Annotated in this window: 21 protein-coding genes; 18 read left to right on the top strand and 3 right to left on the bottom strand. The window is 46.3% G+C overall.

The genetic code is table 11. The features are described 5' to 3' along the window. Positions 1–345: 345 nt before the first annotated feature. Positions 346–906: a G/U mismatch-specific DNA glycosylase gene (gene mug / locus KYK27_RS13140; RefSeq protein WP_199110504.1), complete on the bottom strand. Its 561-nt coding sequence runs from the start codon at positions 904–906 to the stop codon at positions 346–348. 273 nt (positions 907–1,179) lie between these two features. Between mug and KYK27_RS13135 the strand changes: the two genes are divergently transcribed. The 6 genes from KYK27_RS13135 to KYK27_RS13110 are packed head-to-tail and all read left to right on the top strand — an operon-like array spanning position 1,180 to position 7,814. Beyond that, positions 1,180–2,070 (top strand): EboA domain-containing protein, encoded by an 891-nt coding sequence (locus KYK27_RS13135; RefSeq protein WP_199110503.1) that lies wholly within the window; start codon positions 1,180–1,182, stop codon positions 2,068–2,070. A 51-nt stretch (positions 2,071–2,121) separates the two neighbouring features. Further along, a complete protein-coding gene (locus KYK27_RS13130; protein WP_199110502.1) occupies positions 2,122–3,048 on the top strand; it encodes a TatD family hydrolase in 927 nt (308 codons plus the stop codon). A 1-nt stretch (position 3,049) separates the two neighbouring features. Then, the gene (gene eboC / locus KYK27_RS13125) at positions 3,050–3,961 is read left to right on the top strand and encodes a UbiA-like protein EboC (RefSeq protein ID WP_199110501.1); all 912 of its coding nucleotides are present in this window, start codon (positions 3,050–3,052) and stop codon (positions 3,959–3,961) included. Between the two features lie 16 nt (positions 3,962–3,977). Then, positions 3,978–5,186: a 3-dehydroquinate synthase gene (locus KYK27_RS13120; protein WP_199110500.1), complete on the top strand. Its 1,209-nt coding sequence runs from the start codon at positions 3,978–3,980 to the stop codon at positions 5,184–5,186. Positions 5,187–5,197: 11 nt separating this feature from the next. Next, complete coding sequence (gene eboE / locus KYK27_RS13115; protein ID WP_199110499.1) at positions 5,198–6,430, top strand: metabolite traffic protein EboE; 1,233 nt, start codon at positions 5,198–5,200, stop codon at positions 6,428–6,430. Beyond that, positions 6,423–7,814, top strand: a complete 1,392-nt coding sequence (locus KYK27_RS13110) for an alkaline phosphatase family protein (RefSeq protein ID WP_199110498.1) — start codon at positions 6,423–6,425, stop codon at positions 7,812–7,814. The genes eboE and KYK27_RS13110 overlap by 8 nt, the downstream gene beginning before the upstream one ends. Positions 7,815–7,846: 32 nt before the next feature. Here the strand turns inward: KYK27_RS13110 and KYK27_RS13105 are convergent, their stop codons facing one another. Continuing rightward, positions 7,847–8,089 carry a hypothetical protein gene (locus KYK27_RS13105; RefSeq protein WP_233150430.1) on the bottom strand — a complete coding sequence of 81 codons (243 nt, stop codon included), beginning with the start codon at positions 8,087–8,089 and terminating at the stop codon, positions 7,847–7,849. 471 nt (positions 8,090–8,560) lie between these two features. On the opposite strand from KYK27_RS13105, the gene KYK27_RS13100 reads away from it, so the two are divergent. The 5 genes from KYK27_RS13100 (at position 8,561) to KYK27_RS18450 (ending at position 12,576) form a co-directional block, all read left to right on the top strand. After that, on the top strand, positions 8,561–9,193 hold the full coding sequence (locus KYK27_RS13100; RefSeq protein ID WP_199110497.1) for a hypothetical protein: 633 nt from the start codon (positions 8,561–8,563) through the stop codon (positions 9,191–9,193). Positions 9,194–9,205: 12 nt separating this feature from the next. Further along, positions 9,206–10,240, top strand: coding sequence for an SDR family oxidoreductase (locus tag KYK27_RS13095; protein WP_199110496.1), 1,035 nt, complete (start codon positions 9,206–9,208; stop codon positions 10,238–10,240). Between the two features lie 231 nt (positions 10,241–10,471). Next, positions 10,472–11,200, top strand: coding sequence for a hypothetical protein (locus KYK27_RS13090; RefSeq protein WP_199110495.1), 729 nt, complete (start codon positions 10,472–10,474; stop codon positions 11,198–11,200). Positions 11,201–11,445: 245 nt separating this feature from the next. Continuing rightward, positions 11,446–12,246 (top strand): hypothetical protein, encoded by an 801-nt coding sequence (locus KYK27_RS13085; protein WP_199110494.1) that lies wholly within the window; start codon positions 11,446–11,448, stop codon positions 12,244–12,246. A 198-nt stretch (positions 12,247–12,444) separates the two neighbouring features. Next, positions 12,445–12,576 carry a hypothetical protein gene (locus KYK27_RS18450; protein WP_255532116.1) on the top strand — a complete coding sequence of 44 codons (132 nt, stop codon included), beginning with the start codon at positions 12,445–12,447 and terminating at the stop codon, positions 12,574–12,576. Between the two features lie 39 nt (positions 12,577–12,615). Here KYK27_RS18450 and KYK27_RS13080 read toward each other — a convergent pair whose 3' ends face one another. Next, positions 12,616–13,728 carry an alanine racemase gene (locus KYK27_RS13080; RefSeq protein WP_233150429.1) on the bottom strand — a complete coding sequence of 371 codons (1,113 nt, stop codon included), beginning with the start codon at positions 13,726–13,728 and terminating at the stop codon, positions 12,616–12,618. 195 nt (positions 13,729–13,923) lie between these two features. Here KYK27_RS13080 and KYK27_RS13075 point away from each other — a divergent pair, with 195 nt between their 5' ends. From KYK27_RS13075 to KYK27_RS13045, 7 genes are all read left to right on the top strand, one after another. After that, on the top strand, positions 13,924–14,595 hold the full coding sequence (locus KYK27_RS13075; protein WP_199110493.1) for a GIY-YIG nuclease family protein: 672 nt from the start codon (positions 13,924–13,926) through the stop codon (positions 14,593–14,595). Positions 14,596–14,631: 36 nt separating this feature from the next. Beyond that, positions 14,632–15,096, top strand: a complete 465-nt coding sequence (locus KYK27_RS13070; protein ID WP_199110492.1) for a hypothetical protein — start codon at positions 14,632–14,634, stop codon at positions 15,094–15,096. 137 nt (positions 15,097–15,233) lie between these two features. Continuing rightward, the gene (gene hemN / locus KYK27_RS13065) at positions 15,234–16,607 is read left to right on the top strand and encodes an oxygen-independent coproporphyrinogen III oxidase (protein ID WP_199110491.1); all 1,374 of its coding nucleotides are present in this window, start codon (positions 15,234–15,236) and stop codon (positions 16,605–16,607) included. 944 nt (positions 16,608–17,551) lie between these two features. Further along, positions 17,552–18,085 (top strand): CopD family protein, encoded by a 534-nt coding sequence (locus KYK27_RS13060; RefSeq protein WP_199110490.1) that lies wholly within the window; start codon positions 17,552–17,554, stop codon positions 18,083–18,085. Positions 18,086–18,234: 149 nt separating this feature from the next. Beyond that, a complete protein-coding gene (locus tag KYK27_RS13055; protein WP_199110489.1) occupies positions 18,235–18,873 on the top strand; it encodes a hypothetical protein in 639 nt (212 codons plus the stop codon). A gap of 382 nt (positions 18,874–19,255) precedes the next feature. After that, positions 19,256–19,468 carry a DUF1737 domain-containing protein gene (locus KYK27_RS13050; RefSeq protein WP_199110488.1) on the top strand — a complete coding sequence of 71 codons (213 nt, stop codon included), beginning with the start codon at positions 19,256–19,258 and terminating at the stop codon, positions 19,466–19,468. Positions 19,469–19,625: 157 nt separating this feature from the next. Continuing rightward, complete coding sequence (locus KYK27_RS13045; protein WP_199110487.1) at positions 19,626–20,261, top strand: class I SAM-dependent methyltransferase; 636 nt, start codon at positions 19,626–19,628, stop codon at positions 20,259–20,261. Positions 20,262–20,277 lie beyond the last annotated feature (16 nt).

The raw sequence follows: 20,277 nt of genomic DNA, 5'->3' as shown, positions 1-20,277 counted from the left end.
TGCCCTGCTTGTGGTCTGAGACTATAAAACTATAGCCCCAAATTATAATCAAGGCAGAGATTGTCCCCTTGAGGGGACTACAGGGGTGTTAACGCTGCAACTATAAAACTATAAACCAAACAATAGCAAAAAACTCAATCCTGCCAATCCTTTAATCCTATAAATCCTGATTCAGACAATTCCTGTCCCTGCCGGGCCAGTTGAGTCAGAAAACTCAACACCATAGTAAGACACGGGTTACAAACCCGCGCCATCAAAAAAGAGAAACTATAAAACTAAAGGTTTAGCTATACCAAACACCCCCCAAATTTAGCAAACGACTGAGTTATGATAACTCCTGAACAACTAACTCCTCAACCCTAATCCATCCAACTCATCCCTGAACTCTCTAAAAACCTCAGCCAGCTTAACCGGCGGAAAATGTGCGTTTAAACCACTGGGGTTAGGCAATACCCAAACATTAGTGTTAGCGATTAATTCGGATTGGCGGCCCAGTACGGCTTTGGGCTGGTTAAAAGCAGTTCGGTAAGCGGAGATTCCTAAAACGGCCAATACTTTTGGCCGGAACACCTGTAGTTTACGCTCCAGGTTAAGGCCGCCCTGTTTCAGTTCTTCTATAGTTAAATCAGCTGCTGCTGCCGTAGCCCGGTCCACAATGTTGGTAATGCCGTAGCCTAACGAGATCAGTTCCAGTTCTTCGTCGGGCGCAAACAGGCGTGGCGTAAAACCTGAACGGTAAAGCGTAGGCCAGAAACGGTTACCCGGGCGGGCAAAATGGTGCCCCGTAGCAGCAGAATACAGGCCGGTGTTAATTCCACAAAAGAGCACATCCAGCCCAGGCGCTATCACATCACGTATAGTGCTGTTCTGTGAATTTATAATATCCGCCTTTGTAGGTTTTATCATTGATTTTATGCTATTCTTTTTACCCAGCGAGCAACCAAATTGTAAGGATTAAGCTAATATATAGTGTTTTACATATTTTAATACAATTCCGGCACATAACAAGGGTTGTAGTTAATACAACTCGCCTCAACCTTATAGTTTCATAGTCGTACTTAGTCAAAACGAAATATAGTCGGGAGCAATTCTTAATACCAGTTGATGTACGAACGTACGCCTCCAGGAAAATTAAGTCGTGTTACCGGCTACCGATCTGATACCTAACCGAACGAAACAGTGTATAGCAACTTTCTACCGAACACTATCGCTTTTCTGGAACAACTTTTCGACCGCCAAGCTACGCCTGCGGCTGCACAATGGCTGAAAGAAAAACAAAACCTGGTGAGATCATCTGAAACCGGCAAGGACTTATACTTACCCTTCAGTGCTGCGCCACGTTACGTAGGCAAATCGATGTTAAGCCTGACACCAGATGAACTGGAACAGGCAAGCCAGCTGCGTAAAGGTTTTAACCCAACTAACTGGACCACAGACCAACTGGCCCGGACTATACTTTTGCTAAGCCTGCCGCACGATAACGCTGATAACTATAGCAAAACGATACTAAAGCTATTTGGCACCGCCGACATGGGCGAACTGGTAGCACTATACGCTGCCTTGCCACTATTGCCGCATCCTGAAAAATTTGTAGCGCAGGCCACCGAAGGCATCCGGACAAACATGGGCAACGTGTACGAAGCCATTGCTTTAAACAACCCCTACCCTTTCGAGAACTTTATAGAAGCCGCCTGGAACCAACTGGTGCTGAAAACAATATTCACAGGCAAGTCGCTGCATAAAATTTATGGGCTGGATGAGCGCAGCAACCCAGACCTGGCTCGCATGCTTTCAGATTACGCGCACGAGCGCTGGGCTGCCGGCCGCACCGTTACACCCGAACTATGGCGCCCGGTTGGTCCGTATATCAACGAAACTATAATCTCCGACATCAAAAAGCTGTTCGCCAGCGAAAACGAGACGGAACATGAAGCCGCTGCCCTTGCCTGCACACAAAGCAGTTACCCGGAAGCACAGGCGTTACTGGACCAACACCCCCTGTTAAAACACAAGATCAAAGAAGGGCAGCTTAACTGGAGCCACATCGGCCAGAAAGCGATCACAGCCTAAAATTATATATCACCCCGAACCTAACCCTTTACGCTAATGAATACTTTGAATATGAAATTCATCGATCCACACATTCACATGACATCCCGCACCACCGACGATTATGCAGCTATGCAGAAAGCCGGTATTGTGGCCATTATTGAACCTGCTTTCTGGTTGGGGCAGCCCCGTACCGAGTTGGGCTCTTTCAAAGATTATTACAGCAGCCTGATTGGCTGGGAGCGTTTCAGGGCAAGTCAGTTTGGGATAAAGCATTACTGCACCATTGGTTTGAACTCTAAGGAAGCCAACAACGAGGCGCTGGCCGAAGAAGTGATGGACCTGCTGCCGCTATTCATCTGCAAAGAAGGCGTGGTGGGTGTTGGTGAGATCGGTTACGACGACCAGACCGCAGCAGAAGACAAATACTATAGATTACAGCTGGACCTGGCCAAAGAAGCCAACCTGCCGGTACAAATACATACCCCGCATCGCGATAAAAAAGCCGGCACCATCCGTAGTATGGAAGTGGCTCTGGAACATAAGCTGGAACCACACATGGTTATTGTGGACCACAACAACGAAGAAACTGTGCGCGATGTGCTGGACCGTGGCTTCTGGGCAGCCTTTACCATTTACCCAAACACCAAAATGGGCAACGAACGCATGGTAGAGATCGTGAAGCAATACGGCTCGGAACGAATTATTGTGAATAGCGCTGCCGACTGGGGCATCAGCGATCCACTGGCCGTACCTAAAACTGCTTCTTTGATGTTAGAGCAAGGCATCAGCGTGGATGATATTCATAAAGTGTGCTACCAGAATGCGCTGGACGCTTTTGGCCAGAGCGGTCAGATGAAGGAAAGCGACTGGATGGACAATACAACCATAGACCAGAGCCAGAAGCTGTTCAACAACTCTATTCTGCGTGGCGGACAGCTGCCAACTATAGGCGAGATCAGAACCAACCCGATCTTCGATTCTAACATTATCCGTTAACATGACCTCATTCGGAGCTTACATACGCCTGATGCGGCCAGCAAACATCGTAACCGCCATTGCCGATATCCTGATGGGTTTTGCCGCATCAGGTGCTGTGGTCTTAACCTTTACACATGTTCGGGGAGATTTTCCGGAGAATGGATTTGAGATCCTGGCCTGGCTTATACTGTCAACGATTGGCTTGTATGGCGGCGGCGTGGTGTTTAACGATGTATTTGATGCGGATCTAGACAGAGTAGAACGCCCGGAACGCCCTATCCCGAGTGGAAAAGCAACTATAGCCGGTGCATCTTTACTGGGCATGTTGCTTTTAACAGTAGGTATAGTTGCCGCTTTACAGGTTTCTGTAGTTAGTGCCATCATTGCGGCTATTGTTGCTGGCCTGGCCGTGCTTTACGACTGGAAAGGCAAACACCATCCTGTACTCGGCCCGATCAATATGGGTAGTTGTCGTGGTGGTAACCTGCTGCTGGGTGTAAGTGCCATACCTGCTGCCCTGGAGCAACTATGGTTCATCGCTTTTATTCCGATCATTTACATCTCGGCTATCACCATGATCAGTCGCGGGGAAGTGCACGGGGGCAGCACAAAAGCACTAAAAGGTGCGGTGGCGTTATACCTTATTGTTTTTGCCGGAATTGCCAGTTTAGCCTTATTGCCGCAGTTTTCGTTAGCATATAGTTTGCCGTTCCTGGCGCTGTTTGCGTACCTGGTTTTTCCGCCATTGTTCCGGGCTATGCCGTCGCCGGAGCCGCAGTTTATTATGCGTGCCGTAAAGGCAGGTATTCTGGCCCTGATCGTGATGAACGCAAGCATTGCCGCTGGATTTGCCGGCTGGCAGTATGGCTTAGCGGTTCTTTTGTTGTTACCAGTATCGATGTTTATGGCGAAACGCTTCGCTGTAACCTGATCTATAGTTAAGGTTTATGAGATCAATTCAACAATCTTTTGCCGTGCAGTTTAACTACGGCATCTATTTTACAGAAGATATTTTTGAGCAGGAAAACGCCATGCTACGCGATGTAGTGCAACAAAGCAGCCATGCACCTGCAAAAGTATTTTTTGTTATAGATAGCGGCGTAGCCGAATCGCATCCGTTCCTGCTGCAGTCCATCCTGAACTATACGACGACTCATGCTGATGCGATGACGTTAGCTGCCAAACCGCTTATTATACCGGGCGGCGAAGCCTGCAAAAACAATCCCGAAGTGCTGCAACAGGTACTGGAAAGCATCAACCAATACGGCATCTGCCGTCACTCTTACCTGGTAGCCATTGGCGGTGGTGCCGTGCTGGACCTGGCTGGTTTTGCAGCGGCTATTGCGCATCGCGGCATCCGCCTCATCCGCATCCCAACTACGGTTTTATCACAGAATGATTCGGGTGTGGGCGTAAAGAACAGCATGAATGCCTTTGGCAAAAAGAACTTCCTGGGCACCTTTGCGCCGCCGGTTGCCGTTATTAATGACAGTAATTTTTTACTAACTCTAGACGAACGCGACTGGCGAAGCGGCATTTCAGAAGCCATAAAAGTAGCCCTGATAAAAGATGCCAGCTTCTACCATAGCATAAAAGCCGATGCCAGTTTACTGAAACAACGCGATATGCGCGCTATGAACCGCCTGATACACCGTTGTGCCGAAATGCACGTGGAGCATATTGGTGGCGGCGATCCGTTTGAGTTCGGCTCTTCCAGACCGCTGGACTTTGGCCATTGGGCGGCCCACAAACTGGAACAGCTCAGCAACTATAGTTTGCGCCACGGCGAAGCAGTAGCCATTGGCATTGCCCTGGATATAGTGTATGCCAGGCTAAGTGGAATGCTTTCTGCGGAGGCCTGTAATGATATCCTGAACCTGCTCCACAAACTCGGCTTTGATATTTACACAGAACATCTTTCAACTATAGAAAATGGCCAGCTGAGCATCTTAAGAGGCTTAACTGAGTTCCGGGAGCACCTGGGCGGGCAACTGACCATTATGCTGCTGGACGAAATAGGCCACGGCGTGGAAGTGCATCAGATAAACGAAACTATAGTTACCGAAGCAGTAAAAGTGCTGCAGCAAAAGCAACATCAACTTTCATCAAATATTTTATCTGAATCAAAAGAGACAGAACTTGTAGTACCCTTATAATACCTTTAGCCATGATTTTACCAAACGGCACCCATCTTACCTATTGCACTAACATACACCCCGGCGAAAACTGGAAAGATGTTTTTGCAAGCCTGAAACAATACCTACCTGAAGTTAAAAAGCAGCTGTCGCCGGATGCGCCTTTTGGTGTTGGCCTGCGCCTGTCTAACCTGGCAAGCCAGGAACTGCTGATCGGCAATAATCTGACGGAGTTTAAAAGCTGGCTTGATGCCGAAGGATTGTATGTGTTTACGATGAACGGTTTCCCGTATGGCGGTTTTCATAACCAGGAAGTAAAAGATGCTGTGCACAAACCAGACTGGACCACTCAAAACCGCCTGGCTTATACCATACGTTTGGCCTATATTTTGGCAGAACTGCTGCCGGAAGGCATGGAAGGCGGCATCTCCACCTCGCCCCTCTCCTACAAACCATGGCTGGGCTTTAACAAAGAGCGTTTCAAGGAAGTGTTTGAGGTATCAGCACTGCATTTGGCGATGGTAACCGAAGAGTTGCTCTACCTGAAAGAAAGCAAAGGCAAGACCATCCACATCGACATTGAACCGGAACCAGATGGACTGTTAGAAAACACGCAGGAAGTCATCCATTTTTACCAGAAATGGCTTTTATACATTGGCTGCAAGCGTCTGGCCTGCACCAAAGGCATGTCTCCGAATGATGCGGTAAACGCATTACTGAACCATATCCGGGTTTGCTACGACGTGTGCCACTTTGCGCTGGCTTACGAAGCTCCTGAAGACACTTTTGCTAGACTCCAGTCCGCTGGTATTCAAATTGGCAAGATACAGCTGAGCGCCGCTTTAAAGACCGAATTGCCTACCGGCGAAGCAGCCCGCACCGAACTGGCCACAAAGCTACAGCCTTTTGCTGAATCAACCTACCTTCACCAGGTGGTAGAACGCGATGTGTTTGGCAAGCTGAACTACTATAGCGACCTGCCTTACGCGTTGCAACACATCCAGAAACCAACTGCTGCCGAATGGCGCACCCATTTCCATGTGCCGCTCTTCACTTCAACCTATAACGGCCTGAACTCAACCCAAGACGATGTGGAAACGGTGCTGAACTATATTTCGGAGCGCCCGGAGCTTACGCAACACCTGGAAGTAGAGACCTACACCTGGGAAGTGTTACCAGAAGGCCTGAAATCGGATTTAACCACCTCTATTGCCCGCGAACTGGAGTGGGTACTGCAACAAATACAAGTAAACGAAAATGCGTAAAACCGTAGTTTTAAACGTAGTGGGCCTTTCTGGCTCTCTTATCGGCGAACATACCCCTTTTTTAAAGCGCTGGTCCGATCAGGGCCAGCAGGCAACTATACAGCCTGCCATGCCAGCGGTTACCTGCTCAGCGCAGGCAACTTATATGACCGGCAAATGGCCCGAAGAGCATGGCATCGTGGGCAATGGCTGGTATTTCAAGGATGAATGCGAGATCAAATTCTGGCGTCAGTCTAATAAGCTGATACAGGCACCTAAGATCTGGGACGTTGCCAAAGCCATGGACCCGAGCTTCACGGTTTCGAATATGTGCTGGTGGTACAACATGTATTCCAGTGCAGATTATTCGCTAACGCCACGTCCGCAATACCTGGCCGATGGCCGCAAACTACCCGACTGCTATACCCAACCAGCCGAGCTTCGTGACACCTTACAAGCCAAACTGGGCACGTTCCCGCTGTTTAATTACTGGGGACCAGCTACTTCCATTAAATCGAGCCAGTGGATCGCGGATGCTTCTAAGATCACCGATGACCTGTATGACCCTACCCTGACGCTCATTTACATGCCTCACCTGGACTATAACCTGCAGCGCTTCGGCCCCAGCGACCCGCGAATTGCAAAAGACCTGCGTGAGATAGATACGGTTTGCGAAGACCTCATCAGCTTTTATGAAGCCAAAGGCGCACAGGTAATGGTGGTTTCGGAATACGGGATTTCGGATGTGAGCCAGCCGGTGCACCTGAACCGCGTGCTACGCGAAAAAGGCTACATTGCCGTGCGCGATGAGCGGGGTACCGAGTTACTGGACGCTGGCATAAGCAAAGCCTTTGCCGTTACCGACCACCAGGTAGCGCATATTTATGTAAATGATCCGAAGGACCTGGAAGCTGTGAAAAAGCTAATCTCGGGAGTGCCGGGTGTGCAGGAAGTACTCGCGGGGGATGGACGCGACAAGTATAAAATGGCTCATGAGCGTTGCGGCGACTTGGTAGCCATAGCCGATAAAGGTGCCTGGTTTACCTATTACTTCTGGCTCGATGATGCCAAAGCACCCGACTATGCCCGCATGGTCGACATCCATAAAAAGCCTGGCTTCGACCCGGTGGAGATGTTCATCAACCCGACTATAAAATTCCCGAAGGCACTGCTCGGCACGAAGCTATTGAAGAAAAAACTCGGCTTCAGAACAGTGATGGATGTGATACCGTTGGATGCAACTTTGATAAAAGGATCGCATGGCAGAGTGCCCGAAGACAAGGGAGAATGGCCGGTGCTGCTGACCAAACAAAAGGAACTGTTACCCCAGAAAGAGCTGCAGGCAACCGATGTTTTTGAGGTGATACTTCAACATCTACAGGCCGAACAATTTGTACTTAACTAAGCAGAAGAGCAACCAACCCGGTTGCTCTTTTTTTATTCGTGCGAGAGGTTCGTTGTGTTTGGCCGGAACAATAGCCAGAGCACAAGCCCGAGTGGCCACGACATCAACGCTACCAGAATAGCGACCATCCAGCCCGGCTTTCCCCGTCGGTTCGCATCCTTGTAAGCCCAAACCACGCTCCAGCAATACAGCACCAGCAGCACCAATCCGATGATAATACCAATGATACCAAAGCCCGCCCAGAAGTTATCCATGTTCATCTCTGCCACCATCATAACAAAGCCTGTTTTACTTTATAAAACGAAGGTCTTGCAATTCCGTTTACTACGCGCTTAATCAATCACTTATATTCATTTTAATAAATATTAACTTTAAACTATATCCAAATTAAAATACAACCAAACGCCTGCGCATTAGCCTTCCTGATTCTACCTGTAGCCCGGTTTCTGCTTATCTGCTCCTGTAAACTCCAAACAAACTACTGACAAGGCGCCATATTATCTCCAAAAATGCATTCTCTGCCAAAAAATAACCTGTAGTTATAGTTTAACAACGTTATCACAACTACATCATACTCAACCTTTACTATATTAAATAAGACACAATGTCAGGCTCATTCAGATTGCGTTTTAAATAGATCAGACCACTATACCTATAGTTGCTTGCTGCTCTTTACTAACCACATGGTCTGCAGTCGCGTAACTCTAAGGTCTGGAGTAACAGAAAAAAGCTTAAACAGAAATTTTATGGGACTGAAAAATATCATCAACAAAATAAAAGAAGAAGCCGAAGTGCTGAAGGGCGATGCTTCGAAAGACAAAGTGTATAGCACCGAAAACACCTACCCCGATGCGACCTCGGCCCGGCAGGGATTTGAAGATTCAAAGAGAAAACTATTTGACGTAAACAGCTGGTCGGACCTGCCAGGCATCAATTCAAAATTTGTACTTTACGACCAGCACGGCAACGAGCTAAACAGACCACTCACCATACCCGGATGCTACATCCGGATAAACCTGCCGGGGCCAACGCCGGAGAACTGGGTGCGGGTAACGGACGTGCACGAAGAGGAAAACATAGCCGAGTTTATAGTGCACCCCAGCGAGAAGCCACAGCCCGAACCCGGAAACGAAAACGTAACTGAACACTTTTTTGCGAAAGAAGCCAGCAGCACTTTCCGGGTGGAGCTGAAGGGAAATAAGCTGACCGCGTACGAGATCGGTAAGAACGAAGCGATAAACAACAAAGGCGAAGAAGCCGGAGACCGCGGACTTGCCAACACCTTGCTGGCCGAAGGGGGCTGGGCCGGCGTGCAGGCTTTGCAATGGAACAAACTTACCTCCTACCTAGTGCACCAGACCGAGAGCAAAAGCAACTAACCAACATACACTATGAAAACAGACGAACAACAGCAAAGCAAGGGGGTGGTGGTAGTAACCGGGGCATCAGCAGGACTGGGCCGCTGCATTGCCCGCGAATTTGCCAGCAACGGCTACGATGTAGCGTTGCTGGCGCGCGGCGAAGACGGCCTGAAAGGTGCTAAAAGCGAGGTGGAAGCTATGGGCCGTCGTGCGGCTTATTTTATAGTTGATGTTGCTGATGCAGCTGCTGTGGAGCATGCCGCCGAAGAAACAGAAAAGCAGCTTGGCCCGATAACGGTTTGGGTGAACAATGCCATGAACAGCGTCTTCAGCCCGATAAAGGAAATGCAGCCCGAAGAATACAAACGCGTGACCGAAGTAACCTACCTGGGCCAGGTTTACGGCACGCTGTCTGCTTTAAAGCGCATGCTGCCCCGCAACAAGGGTGTGATCGTGCTGGTAGGTTCGGCACTGGCCTACCGTGGCATTCCGCTGCAGTCGGCGTACTGCGGCTCCAAGCATGCTATCCAGGGCTTCTTCGACTCGCTGAGATCAGAGCTGCTGCACGACAAGACCAACGTACGCGCAACCATGGTACAACTGCCTGCCATGAACACTACGCAGTTTATGTTTGTAAAGACCCGCCTTCCCAACAAGCCTAAACCAATGGGCAAGATATACCAGCCCGAAGTAGCCGCCAGAGCTATAGTTTACGCTGCCGAAAACGAACGCCGCGAAGTGTATGTAGGCTACCCTACCGTGCAGGCTATAGTTGGCGACAAAATAGCACCGGAAATAGGCGACTGGGTACTGGCAAAAACCGGTTTTGATGGGCAGCAAACCAACATACCCGAAGACCCGAACCGGCCGAATAACCTGTGGGCTCCTATCCCCGGCGACCATGGCGCACATGGCACCTTCGATGCGGAAGCCACCTACGACTCGCTGCAGTTATGGCTAAGCATGCATAAAAAGGATATCCTCACTACAGCAGCCGCTTTAGGCGGATTTCTGCTCGGAAGCATGGCCTTGAAAAAGTGGTTTGGCAATGGTGAAAATGACTGATCAGAATTTATTATATGTTGATCTTAAAATTGAACTATAGGGATTTATTTATAGTTTGTTAAATTACTTTACAACGTTTGCTTTAGCAGCTTTTTAGCGTGAAAATAAATTGTTGTAATTTAGTAGTATGTATCATGGTATAAGTGCCTTAGAAAGGATCAAAGTTTTGCTTTTCTCTATACTAAAGCATTCTTACTCAAACCATTTCATCTTTTAACAAACTAAAAATCAATGACAAGATCAGTACTCAGATCGCTGCTGTTACTCGTGTTGGGTGTTTTCATTTTTACAGCCTGCGATGACAAAGAAACTACGGAACCAAAAACAGAGTTTAAAACCGATACTGCTTTCCAGATCGGCCCAAGTTATGCAAGTGTATCAGTAGACCTTAACTTAACTGATGGCACCAAGATCGAAGAAAAAGGAATTTGCTGGAACACATTCGGCGGCCCAAGAATAGATAATGATGTACTTAAGGTTGGCGAAGGTTCGGGCTCGTTTACCGGTAACATGACAGGCTTATTAGCCAACACAGAATACTTTGTACGCGGTTATTACATCAGTAACGGAGCAGTAAAATACAGCAACGAAGTTAGCTTCAGAACACCGGAATCACCGTTTAAAGGCGAATGGGCTAATGAGCAGGGTACACTTAAGTTCACCGGTTCGGGGCTGGGACTTATCTTCAAAACTGCCAATACTCCGGATTGGTCTGAGGCTGTTGCTGAAGGATATGTAACACTGAACAGTACTTTTTTCCTGCGTAATTTTGTGCCAGCCGGAAAAAAATACCGCGCTGAGGCGTTATGGAACTATGGAACAGGCACGGATGCCGTAACCGGTGTGCAATACAGCACAAACACTACGGTAACGTTCAACACGTCGGGTTCTGAGATCCTTATTGAAACTTATAGCCCTATAAATAACGCCTATAAAGCTCTTACTCTATACAGGCAATAAGGCGCACAAGCAAAATTCATAGAAGCCCCGGCAGCAATGTCGGGGCTTTTTTTGTAGTTGAGATTAAGGGTCTTTAAAGCATGTTTAGTGAAGCCTGTTGCAAAGCCCGTTCAGCCAGAACCGACTAGACCATCTCATCTCTAAATGACTACAAACAAGACATTTACACACTAGCCACTAACCTGCGCCCTCTCCTGTCGTTTATTTAATTAGAAGCATTTTCCATTATTACACACGTTAAAGCTATGAATTACAATACACCAGACCGATACGAAAGAAGCCAGAGAAGTTACTTCGCACAACGTTCAGAGCGCTATCGCCACCCCGATCAGGGCAACAGCAGGTACAGTTTTGATGACTATGGTGATCCCGCACACGGTGGCTATGGAAACGAAGGCTATACAGGCACTTTTGGGAACCAGGGCAACGAGGCGGGAAGCTCCCGACACGTAGCGAACCGTGGCTCCGAAACATATGCAACATCGCAGAACTATGGCAATATGGGCAGTTATGGCGGTGCACAGGGATTTGGTTCATCACGCGCCGGTTATGGCTCGCAGCGTACGTCTCATACAGGTTCGCAATTCGACAGCGGCCATGGAAGAAGCCGAAGCGATGCTGATTTTGAACGTGAGCATGACCATCACAGACGATATGGGTATATGAGCGATTACGACAGTCATGGTCAGAATTCGGGCAGTTATGATCCTCGAGAACACGACCTGTATGGGGATTATACACCCGGAAGATCGCAGCGACCAGACCAGCGGAACTATAACTTTGACCGCGACACCTATACGACCCACAGCTTTGGAGGTGATCGGGGTAATTACATGGGCAGTGGCTACGAACGCACAACCCGAAGAAATGAATATGGTACCAACCGTGGCGATTATGGCTCCTCAGGACAGTACATGCCCTATCCATCCGGCAGAGATAACTATAACGAACCTTATGGCATGAGCGGTTACTACCGTGGCGGCTATTACGACTCAGACTATGAAAGCTACGCCCGCGACCGCGACGAACGCAGCAATGACTGGTAGACTGTAAGACCGGTTATCAGAGAGATGAACCGGATGAAGGGATTCCGGGAATAGCAGGACTACATATCTGCCGCAAGTTTAGCGCTAGCGTAACTTGTGGCTGTGTATGGCAGCAAGTTTTCAACTTGCTTTGGAAAAGCAAGAATTACGATGGCTGTAACTATAGAACTATAGTTTTTGCACTGACCTGAACTATAGATGCAGCTCTTTCAAACTATAGTTCTGCTGAACTATAAACTTTCGCAGCCTTTCCTGTTCCCGCAGGGAACCAGTTGTAAACTGGCCCCAAGCATAACTATAAGTTACGCCAATGCTAAAATTGCTCTATAAAACAGGCTAATTCCCAAATCCCTTCACCCAGGTTTACAACTATAGAAAGCTCTCCGGTAAGCCCGACAGGTGTTCCAATCGCTCACCATCCAGGGTAAGATAGCTTTTCATGCTGTCGGCGGTGAGGCACGAATGAATGGGCAGAATGTACATGATATCGCCAACGGTATAGTTTGCAAACTGCTCATCGGTAGCTTTAACAATACCATGCTCCTGCGACAACGACACCAGGTTAATACCTTCCACGGGCTCCGACCAACCATTTTCCGTTAATTCCACTACCCTTCCGAACAAGCTGCAACCATCCGCTTCCGGCAACACGTCTTTCGAGAAATGTACGCTACCTCCATGTATAATGAGTTCGTTGCGCTCAGGGTGTTTGGCAATAACCGGGCAGGCCATGCAAATAGCAATCTGGTTATAGTTGTTGCTGCCGATATGCTGCTGCGTAAGGTCGTAAAACACGAAATTGCCGGGCCTGATCTCGTCAACACCAACTATAGTTTGCAAAATGCTGCAGCTTGGTGTGTCGCCGATGGAAAGTTGCAGATCCGGGAATTGGCCTTTGTAACGCTCGCGCAGCTGGTTTAGTAGCTCCACTGTAGTTTTATGGATAGCGTGGATGGCTTCGGCATCGGTTTGTTTGTACGTGTGGCCGTCGTGAGCCATAAAGCCCTGGAACTCCAGTTTATCAGAGGCAGCTATAGTTTGCAGCGCGCTTTCGATGGCGTTATAGTTGGTAGCCGGAATGCCGGTGCGGTGATAGCCCGTATCGATCTTGAGCCAGACAGCTACCTTGTGGTACAGACCTTCCTGCAGTAAAGGCAGCACTTCTTCGTTCACAACTATAAGGTGCAGACGAATGCGGCCTGCCAGCTCATTTATAGTTTCCAGTTCCAGCACATTTACCGGTATGGCCACCATAATATCACTCCAGCCGTGGTTGGCAAAGTACCGCGCCATGCGCAAAGATGAAACCGTTATTGCTTCTACCCCTTCCTGCATGAACCACTCCCCCACCTGCGCCGACTGGTGCGTTTTAAAATGCGGCCTTAGTCTGAGATTATTCCGCTTCGCTTTATTCACCATCATGCGGATATTTCGCTGGCATTTTTCTTTGTCGAGGAGTAGGGTTGGGACGGTAATTTTCATGGTCAGAATCGGGTAAAGTAAAACCGTGAAGTTAGTAAGATTCGGGGAGAGATGCTTTTGTAGTTTGAAGACTATAGTATTAGATAAAGTTTATATATTGTGACTGATGTATTTCTAATAATATTTAGTAATCAACATAGTCTGTGATTCTATTTATCTAAAACTAACATAAAGAGTAACCTACGACTCCAAAGTATGACATCTGAGAATTCAATACTACAACTACTTGAAATTATTGATAATAACTTTATGATCTCAAGGAGACATTCATTTGGAGGCTTTTATAGTTTGTCCTTGAAAGAATTTGCTGATCAAAATTTGCATTTAATACCTTCTAATTGCACCTCAGCAGAATTCTTAAAACATTTAGTTGCTCGAATTCAGATTGAAGAAATAATTGAGAAATACTCTTCTGAAAATGAAAACTTGAGGTGGGCCAAAAGCATGCCTGACATGTTTAATATTGAATCCGATTTCATCCAATTAAATGAATATGCGAAAAACTACGTGCGGTCAAATAATCTATTGAATACATTCCAAGATATCTTAGACCAAGCTCGAAACATAGTAATCCCCAAACAAGAAAAAAAGCCAACTAACCAAATAGGGTATATCTATCTTATTAAATCTGAGCTTGGTTATAAAATAGGAAAGACAAAAAATATTAGGCAAAGAAGCAATTTATTTTCTGTTAAGCTTCCTTTCGACTTTGAATTTGAAGATTATAAGAAGTGCTTAAATTATCATGAAGTTGAAATCGAGTTACATGAAAAATTTGCAAATAAAAGAATCAATGGTGAATGGTTCGAACTTTCTTTAAGTGATGTAAATGAGATCAAAAATTTTCTATCACAAATCGAAATTTAATCTCTTTAAAAATCATTGAATAAACTCCTAAACAGATTGCTCTTCGGCTTACAACTCGGATTTACATTCGTGGTATTAGTCGGCATTTACATGCTGTTTGCGCTGCTGGATTATACTGGCGGTTTTGATAGTTTTATAGGTTTTATAGTTTTCCAGCCTGTGATAGCAGCTGTACTTTCCGTACTAACTATAATTCTTTGTTTTATAATTGGTTTACCTATCAGGTTTAACCGAACTGTAAATCAATGGTGGACGAAGAATTTTATAGTTGCATTTATGCTGGCTATTGTTGGCTTTACATTTTTAATCTTGTCTGTGCTTCCGCTATTTACTGAAGTAGTACCTGTAACTATAGATAAAGACAGTTTAAACGAAACTATCCCTAATGGTTGGTTTGCAATTACGGGATGGTTCGTTACAGCCTTTGCTTTACTTCACACTTTTCCGCCTTATATTCTCAAACAAAAAACGATAACACTCTTAAACACCATCAAACTATAGTTTCCCAAACCTGACAAATATCTCCCTTTCTACTTCCCTACGACTGACATATATCATTTCCTGCGGCGCAGCTTCTTCGGACCTTTGTAACAGAAATTCAGCCCAAACTATAGGCTGGCTTACAAAAAACCGAAGTTATGACCGCACCAGTAACTACACCATCTGAACTACTTGCCAAATACGATGTGCCTTCTCCGAGGTACACCAGTTACCCAACTGTGCCCTTCTGGGACGAAACTCCCCTGAGCGAAGCCTCCTGGATGCTACACGTAAAACAGGCTTTCGATAAGACCAACGATACTGATGGCATTAGTGTGTACATGCACCTGCCTTTTTGCGAGAAATTGTGTACCTATTGCGGCTGCAACAAGCGCATTACCAAGAACCACGCTGTTGAAGAGCCCTATATAGTAGCCATTTTAAAGGAATGGGAACGCTACCTGCAGGTTTTCGGGAAGAAGCCGCGCATTACAGAACTGCACCTGGGTGGTGGTACACCCACTTTTTTCGGAGCCGAGAACCTGAAAGTGATGCTGGGCAAACTGCTGGAGAAAGCTGAACTGGCCCCCGATGCCGCTTTAAGTATAGAAGTACACCCGAACGCTACCAATGCCGAGCAACTGCAGGTGCTTTACGATCTTGGTTTCAGAAGACTGAGTGTAGGTGTCCAGGATTTCGACATAAAAGTGCAGTTTGTTATAAACCGCATCCAGACTTTTGCTAAGACCAAGGAGATATTTGATGCAGCCCGCGAAATTGGCTATACATCTATAAACGGCGACATTATTTACGGCCTGCCAATGCAGACTGCCGAGAGTGTGCGCTATACTATAGAAAAAGTAAAAGAGCTTCGTCCGGAGCGTATTGCGTTTTATAGTTACGCTCACGTGCCCTGGAAGAGTAAAGCCCAGCGACGCTACTCAGAAGAGGACCTGCCGGAACCATCCGTAAAACGTGGTTTATACGAGATGGGTCGCGCCATGCTGGAAGAAGCCGGCTATGTAGAGATCGGCCTGGACCACTTTGCCTTGCCAACTGACGAACTATACATTGCTGCGAAAAACGGAACCCTGCACCGCAACTTTATGGGCTACACCCCACGCCACACTGAGCTTCTGATCGGTTTGGGTTGCTCGAGCATATCAGATACAGGTACTGCCTTTATGCAGAACATTAAAGAAGTGGAAGCCTACGAAGCTGCTGTTAATTCCGGTGTTCTGCCAATTCTGAAAGGACACGAACTAACCGCCGAAGACCGCCTGATCCGCCAGCACATCACAAACCTGATGTGCCAGTTTAGCACCAGTTGGGATACAGCAGTTGCACCATACTTTAATGATGCCCTGGTCCGCCTGCAGCCACTTGCCGACGATGGATTAGTAGAGTATACAAGCAACAGTATTACTATCCTCCCTGCTGGTCACCCATTCGTGCGCAACATAGCCATGTGCCTGGATGCCAGATTATGGTCGCAACAGCCAACTACCCCGGTGTTTAGTAAGTCAGTATAAATAAAATTGCCTGAACCGGGATGAATGGGATAGAATTGATTTTGTAAGATTTGGATTTTGATTTTTAAAGGGCTGTTCTTAGGGGCAGCTCTTTTTTATTCCGTGATTAAGGTGTTTGATGGATTGATTGGTGTCTTGTAGTTGAGGTTATTGTTGTATAGTTGGCAAGGTCCAATCACCTCAGCCCCCCTTGTCTAAGGCGAAGAGCTTTTACTGCCATTGCTATAGTTGCTCTATAATTCTATAGCTGCGATTTTAACCCACCCCTACCCCTCCCGAGAGGGGAATTTCGGCTATAGTTACTATCAGATCTATAGTTCTATAGTTCCTGTTTATCATCCCCCTGCCCCCTTCGAAGGGGGACTTCTCTGCCTCCGCCAATTTCTAAACTATCATTCTATAGATTAAGTCCAAGAGCAGGACAGGTTTACCTGTCCCTTTGAAATTACCACCACGATAAAGATCGAAGCTTACCGGTTCAAACCATAGATGCTGGTTGCCATAAGAAACGTATCAGTCTTTGGGTTGAGCGCCTTGTAGATTTCTGGTACCGAAGGTATTGTGAGGGACGAATAAAAGAAATGTACACCGCGCGATGCCCGAAGACGGGGCCTCCCGGCCGTGAGGACACCAAAGCTGGATTGAAACAATAGATTTGTAGAGCTCCCAGGATTGGAATTGGTTATGATAGGAAGGCTTCGTTCGGGTCGCAAAGTCTCTAACTATAAGCTGAGATAGATTTCTCCTGACGTCGAAATGACAAAAGAGAAACTATAGACCAGACACTAGCAGGAGCTACGCACATTGCCAGGACTTCCCTAAACGCAAAATCAATCTAATCCCATTTACTTCCGGATTACACTCAACTTTTACACTCCACTGAGAAACCTACATTTTTAGTTACTATATTATGAACTACTTTTGTAGCAAACTTACTATAGTTCATGGACTATTATTTCTACGTTAAGGCGCTGCACATCATATTTGTGGTTACCTGGTTTGCCGGGTTGTTCTACATTGTGCGGCTGTTTATATATTTTGCGGAGGCTGCTGAGAAACCGGAACCTGAGAGAACTATATTACAGGAGCAGTTTAAGATCATGCAGAAGAGGCTGTGGTATGGCATAACCTGGCCATCGGCAGTACTAACGCTTATATTCGGTCTGAGCATGTGGAATTTGTATGGCGGCACACCTAACTGGCTTATCTGGAAAATATGCTTTGTAATAGGGCTTTACGTGTATCATTTCCTGTGTCATGCTATTTTTAAGCAGCAGCAGCAAGGCACATTAAAGTATACTTCTACGCAATTGCGCATCTGGAACGAAGTAGCCACACTTTTTTTGATCAGTATTGTGTTCCTGGTGGTGCTGAAAAGTTCGCTGAGCATGCTGTGGGGCATTATCGGACTAATACTTTTCTCGGCAATCCTGATGCTGGCCATCCGCATTTACAAACGAACACGCGAAAAGAGTTAGCAGTAGAGCAGCCATATACTATAACACAGTAGTTTTTAAGATCACCATATACACACAGTTTCCTATTTATCGAGGTTTACTACTAGTTTAAGTAACACAAAACGGGAAGCAACACTTAACAACCGAACAATCCAGCAATTTAACAACCCATGAAGCAGCCAGAACTGAAAGCCAACGAGCGTGAACTGATCAAATTAATCCGCTTTTTTAGTAAGCGTGCTAAATTGCTGATCGACAAAGGCCAGCTGGACCCTGAACACGAAAAACTGACTTCAGCTTGTGAGAACCTGGAGCAGCAACTATACACACATGCCCAGAACCGAAGTATTATCCTGGAAAAGCGTGCCCGCCTGGAAAAAGTGGTAGAAGATAATGCACAGTGTCCGCAATGCAAGCACGCAGATATGCTGAAGCGTACTGGCACAACAAGCAATGAGCACGGCTGGCGCTGCAACACCTATAAATGCCGCAGGTGCAACATCACCTTTACCTGGAATCGCCCTAACAACCCGTGGCACCTGGTAGAGTTCTTAGAAGTCTATATGAAGGAGTTGGAAACTACCCTGGAAACGGAACAGAATCCAGCTATGCGCGAGCATATCCTGCAGTCAATCGCGCAGATGCAGGAAAGTTTGAACAGACTTCGCCCTGTTTTGTCTGACTCTAATGAAGAAGTAACAGCACTTGACCAAAAAGAACAGGAGATGACACGCCTGATCCACCAGTTTAAAAATTACCTGCTGATCGAAAAGATAAAACTTGATACATTAGAGGAACCTGAAATTTAATCTACAGACCTTTCTGTTCATAATATTGCACCGTTCTGGCGCGGATTACGGATCCTTATTAGTGAGTTTATAGTTGGCTTATACTTAATAAGTTACATTTTACCCTTAGCTAAACGTTGAAACCATTCATCGCTAATACCAACCTGTAACTTATAGATCAACAGGTTATTTGCTTTTATTCCTGAACTTATGCTGTACACTGGCCATCTGTCAATTGGACTTAAACCAACAAACTGGAGTAATAGGCTGTGTTTTATATAATTATACCAATGCGTTTATTAATTTTTAAAAAAATATAACCTTCTTCACTAAAATTCCGTAGCCCGGCCGTACAACCTGTGTTTTTATTTTCTATATTGTCCTTGAAGTTAGTTATATCACTATGGAGTACAATATTATAACCGCACCTGATCTTGATTCTTTAGCCACAAAAGTGGCCGATTTTTTCCCAATGGGCTGGAAACTGAAAGGCAGTATTCTGGAACATAACGATGGTTTTGCCCAGCAGCTGGAACGCAGGCCTTCTGATGCGCTTCGTATGCAGCGTACCAAGCAGCGCCCGTCCAAGCAAAAGCGCACTAAATGGATTGAGTAATTAATAAAAGTATAAGCCAAAGACGAACCACTCCGGCAATGCACTTAATGCAATTCCCGGAGTGGTTCTTTTTTTTGAGCCAGCCCTCAGACATAAAACCCAATGATAGGTCCGATAGTATAGAGTGGGTATAATATTACCCTAAACCTATACGAACATGGCACAACTTGCTACTATACCTGGCAATGCTATGGGCATACAAAACCGTTCTTCTTTAAAGAACCAGTTTTACCTGCCCCTGAAACGGTGGCTACTTCTGAATTTCCGCCTGGATGATACGTATTTTAGAAAGCAGCCGGACCGTATCTGGCTTAACACACAACTTTACCCCAGACTTGCCAAACTAGAACAAGGCCGTATCCTGTTTGTAGGCTGCGCTTATTATACCTGGGAATCGCTTAAACTTTTTAACAGAGGCGTAGACCTGGTTACGGTAGACATTGATGAGAACAATGTGATCTGGGGTGGCAAGAAACATTTAGTAGCCAGTATTTTAGATATAGATAACTTTGTAGCCCCCGCCAGCTTCGATATAGTTTTGCTGAACGGCGTTTTCGGGCATGGAGTTGACACCCGGGAAATGCAGGAACAAACCTATAAAGCGCTGCATAACATACTTAAACCAGATGGTATGTTATTGGTAGGTTGGAACAACGACCTGATTCCTGACCCAACAGAGTTACAGATCTGCAAAGAACTTTTTTACAAATCAGAATACGAAGGGCTTCCGCAACGCACCAGCTTTCAGAACTCAACTCATGTAATGGATTTTCTAAGGGCAAAGAAAGTATAATTGTTCCATTATTAAC

Source organism: Pontibacter populi, from assembly GCF_019336435.1.
Classification (GTDB): domain Bacteria; phylum Bacteroidota; class Bacteroidia; order Cytophagales; family Hymenobacteraceae; genus Pontibacter; species Pontibacter humidus.
The sequence above is the reverse complement of the archived record's forward strand: the minus strand, read 5'-3'. Positions and strand labels throughout refer to the sequence as shown.

Bases quoted from the DNA above. Each gene is read 5' to 3' on its own strand.
- mug (WP_199110504.1), bottom strand. From the start codon at position 906: ATGATAAAACCTACAAAGGCGGATATTATAAATTCACAGAACAGCACT.
- KYK27_RS13130 (WP_199110502.1), top strand. From the start codon at position 2,122: ATGAAATTCATCGATCCACACATTCACATGACATCCCGCACCACCGAC.
- eboC (WP_199110501.1), top strand. From the start codon at position 3,050: ATGACCTCATTCGGAGCTTACATACGCCTGATGCGGCCAGCAAACATC.
- KYK27_RS13120 (WP_199110500.1), top strand. From the start codon at position 3,978: ATGAGATCAATTCAACAATCTTTTGCCGTGCAGTTTAACTACGGCATC.
- eboE (WP_199110499.1), top strand. From the start codon at position 5,198: ATGATTTTACCAAACGGCACCCATCTTACCTATTGCACTAACATACAC.
- KYK27_RS13110 (WP_199110498.1), top strand. From the start codon at position 6,423: ATGCGTAAAACCGTAGTTTTAAACGTAGTGGGCCTTTCTGGCTCTCTT.
- KYK27_RS13105 (WP_233150430.1), bottom strand. From the start codon at position 8,089: ATGATGGTGGCAGAGATGAACATGGATAACTTCTGGGCGGGCTTTGGT.
- KYK27_RS13100 (WP_199110497.1), top strand. From the start codon at position 8,561: ATGGGACTGAAAAATATCATCAACAAAATAAAAGAAGAAGCCGAAGTG.
- KYK27_RS13095 (WP_199110496.1), top strand. From the start codon at position 9,206: ATGAAAACAGACGAACAACAGCAAAGCAAGGGGGTGGTGGTAGTAACC.
- KYK27_RS13090 (WP_199110495.1), top strand. From the start codon at position 10,472: ATGACAAGATCAGTACTCAGATCGCTGCTGTTACTCGTGTTGGGTGTT.
- KYK27_RS13085 (WP_199110494.1), top strand. From the start codon at position 11,446: ATGAATTACAATACACCAGACCGATACGAAAGAAGCCAGAGAAGTTAC.
- KYK27_RS18450 (WP_255532116.1), top strand. From the start codon at position 12,445: ATGCAGCTCTTTCAAACTATAGTTCTGCTGAACTATAAACTTTCGCAG.
- KYK27_RS13080 (WP_233150429.1), bottom strand. From the start codon at position 13,728: ATGAAAATTACCGTCCCAACCCTACTCCTCGACAAAGAAAAATGCCAG.
- KYK27_RS13075 (WP_199110493.1), top strand. From the start codon at position 13,924: ATGACATCTGAGAATTCAATACTACAACTACTTGAAATTATTGATAAT.
- hemN (WP_199110491.1), top strand. From the start codon at position 15,234: ATGACCGCACCAGTAACTACACCATCTGAACTACTTGCCAAATACGAT.
- KYK27_RS13060 (WP_199110490.1), top strand. From the start codon at position 17,552: ATGGACTATTATTTCTACGTTAAGGCGCTGCACATCATATTTGTGGTT.
- KYK27_RS13055 (WP_199110489.1), top strand. From the start codon at position 18,235: ATGAAGCAGCCAGAACTGAAAGCCAACGAGCGTGAACTGATCAAATTA.
- KYK27_RS13050 (WP_199110488.1), top strand. From the start codon at position 19,256: ATGGAGTACAATATTATAACCGCACCTGATCTTGATTCTTTAGCCACA.
- KYK27_RS13045 (WP_199110487.1), top strand. From the start codon at position 19,626: ATGGCACAACTTGCTACTATACCTGGCAATGCTATGGGCATACAAAAC.